The organism is Phyllobacterium sp. (assembly GCF_037994405.1).
In the GTDB taxonomy this organism is placed as follows: Bacteria; Pseudomonadota; Alphaproteobacteria; order Rhizobiales; family Rhizobiaceae; genus Phyllobacterium.
The window spans coordinates 1-2,132 of the sequence record NZ_JBBNAN010000402.1; the positions used below are offsets into that span (position 1 = coordinate 1).

Annotated in this window: 4 protein-coding genes; 1 reads left to right on the forward strand and 3 read right to left on the reverse strand. The window is 55.7% G+C overall.

Annotated elements, in window-relative coordinates:
- Positions 1-190: hypothetical protein (locus tag AAAC48_RS22170; protein ID WP_340656262.1), on the forward strand; the 190-nt coding region annotated here is incomplete at its 5' end.
- 128 nt (positions 191-318) lie between these two features.
- On the opposite strand, the gene AAAC48_RS22175 is transcribed toward AAAC48_RS22170, so the two are convergent.
- From AAAC48_RS22175 to AAAC48_RS22185, 3 genes are all read right to left on the reverse strand, one after another.
- Positions 319-513 (reverse strand): hypothetical protein, encoded by a 195-nt coding sequence (locus AAAC48_RS22175; protein WP_340656263.1) that lies wholly within the window; start codon positions 511-513, stop codon positions 319-321.
- A 326-nt stretch (positions 514-839) separates the two neighbouring features.
- Complete coding sequence (locus AAAC48_RS22180) at positions 840-1,097, reverse strand: hypothetical protein (protein ID WP_340656264.1); 258 nt, start codon at positions 1,095-1,097, stop codon at positions 840-842.
- A gap of 130 nt (positions 1,098-1,227) precedes the next feature.
- Positions 1,228-2,121, reverse strand: a complete 894-nt coding sequence (locus AAAC48_RS22185) for a LysR family transcriptional regulator (RefSeq protein WP_340656265.1) — start codon at positions 2,119-2,121, stop codon at positions 1,228-1,230.
- Positions 2,122-2,132 lie beyond the last annotated feature (11 nt).

Genomic DNA, 2,132 nt, shown 5'->3' on the forward strand with positions numbered 1-2,132 from the left:
TCGGCATGTGGGAGCTGTTGGTCATTTCGAGTCCCCTTTTTGGCTACCGGGATATGTCCCCATACAAGATCGCTCCGTAAAGAAGCTCCTTGATCTGCATCAAAGTCAATTGGAGTTATTCATCGAAAGCCAGATTGGTCTTTCAGGCGATGGACCATGTTTGGCTTCGAAGTTCAGCTATTGGCGGTAAGGCGTCTACCCCGCACTGAGGCATCTTTATGAGTACACGACCTAGAGCCTGCCCCTAGGCATGAATAGAGCCGTCGCGTGCAAGCTCATGTGACAAACGAGGCCATCCGCAACCATTATTGCAGTTAACTAATTTGCAAGCCCGCGATTGTTGCAATAAGCCATGAACTCTTCCGGCAACATAGTGCCCTCGCCTTCTATCTCCACTTGCAATACCGGATATTTTGGCAGAGCGAGGAGAGCATCCTTCGCACATGGAAATTTAATAGCCGTTATAGTCAATTTGCCTTCCACAACGAATACGCGAACTGTCGTGTCGGACATCGCTGCGCCTCCATCGAATACGTCTCAAATTCAGGAAATATATATTGCTGACGCCAGCGGAAAAAAAGGGGCCAGACTAACGCTGGCCCCTCCCTAGGGAACAAAATCCGTTGGCACTTTGGCGGCATCGTTGAAGGAGTTACAAAATCGGATCGCGTGGTTGCTCTGATTAATATGTTCGGTCGCATGACGCCGGTTGAGTCAGAGCCGAGCCAGATATCTCCAGCAGCATCGCCCCGACGCATTGTTCGCGGCTTGCCGGAGCATTCGCTCCCCATGTCCGTTTTTGGTTTGAGGTTATTTCGCCGCCTCCGTGGCACTCGATTTCAATAGATGGTTGCGTGTTCGTGACCGAAGGTTTCGAAGTGATGCATCTCGACTGCTTCAACAAGATCCGTGTCGTCCTCCAGCAGAATCGGTTGCTGCCATTCTTGTCCTACAGCCTTCTTAATTGACTCAGCATCCTTCCAAATCGAGATCATCGAGAATTCGCAGCCGCGACCGAGGGATGACGGCATGCGCAGACCCGTATCGCAAACTCTTCGGTGATGGGGCGAACCATCACCCTTCGGGTCTTGCTGCATGAGGTTCGCCGCATCGACCTGCGGACGTGCCCGCCAACGGCGAGCCTCTGGTTGACCGATTTGAGGTTCACGGATGGGCCAGATGGCTCTATCGGCCTTTTAGTGGCGGGCAGGCGAATGCGTGGCAGGGCTATCGCAAGCGTTCCCCAAGGAATGGCATTGATGCCGCTTGCGCCTTGAGCCTAGTGGCCAGGAATTCCACGCAAAGCCGTACCTTTGCCGCAGTCAATCGGCTATGCGGAAAGACGGCATGGATCGGCGCCGCAGGTAGTCTGACACCGGGAAGGACGATCGCCAGGCCTCCGGCTTCGATGTCCGCGGCCACATCCCAAAGTGACTTCATGACCAGACCACCGCCTGCGAGTGCCCAACGATGCGCGAGTTCGCCATTGTTGGTCGTCAGCGTTCCCTTGACCGTGACGCTCCGGCCATCGAGGAACGTCCAGTGGTCGAGTGGCGGCTCTCCGTAGACGATACAGTCGTGCAACAGAAGGTCCTCAATCGTGTCTGGATGCCCCTTGGCATCGAGGTAGGAGGGAGAGGCACAGATGACACGAACGTTCGGTGCGAGCTGACGGGCGATCAGGCTCGAGTCCGCGAGTGACCCGAACCGGATCGCCAGATCATAGCCGGCCTCCACGATACTCGTGACGCTATCGGTCGTGTTGAGATGAACATGAAGACCGGGATGATTGGCCTGGAACTCTTTGAGCAACGGGGCCAGCCATCTCGTACCGAAGGCGAAAGTCGACGTCACGCGAAGGAGGCCAGTCGCCGTGTTCTTGCCGCTGGTCACTTCCATTTCGGCTTCGTTGATTTCCGAAAGAATCCGGGTGCACCGGGCGTGAAAGCGATCGCCTTCTTCTGTCAGCGTGAGCGTGCGTGTCGTTCTGTTCGCGAGGCGGACACCCAGTCTTTCCTCCAGCCGCGCGAGCTTGCGGCTCACGACAGCCAGAGAAAGATTGAGATCACGTGCTGCTCCCGAGAGGCTGCCCGCTTCCACGACGCGAACAAAGACAAGCATATCGAAGAGTT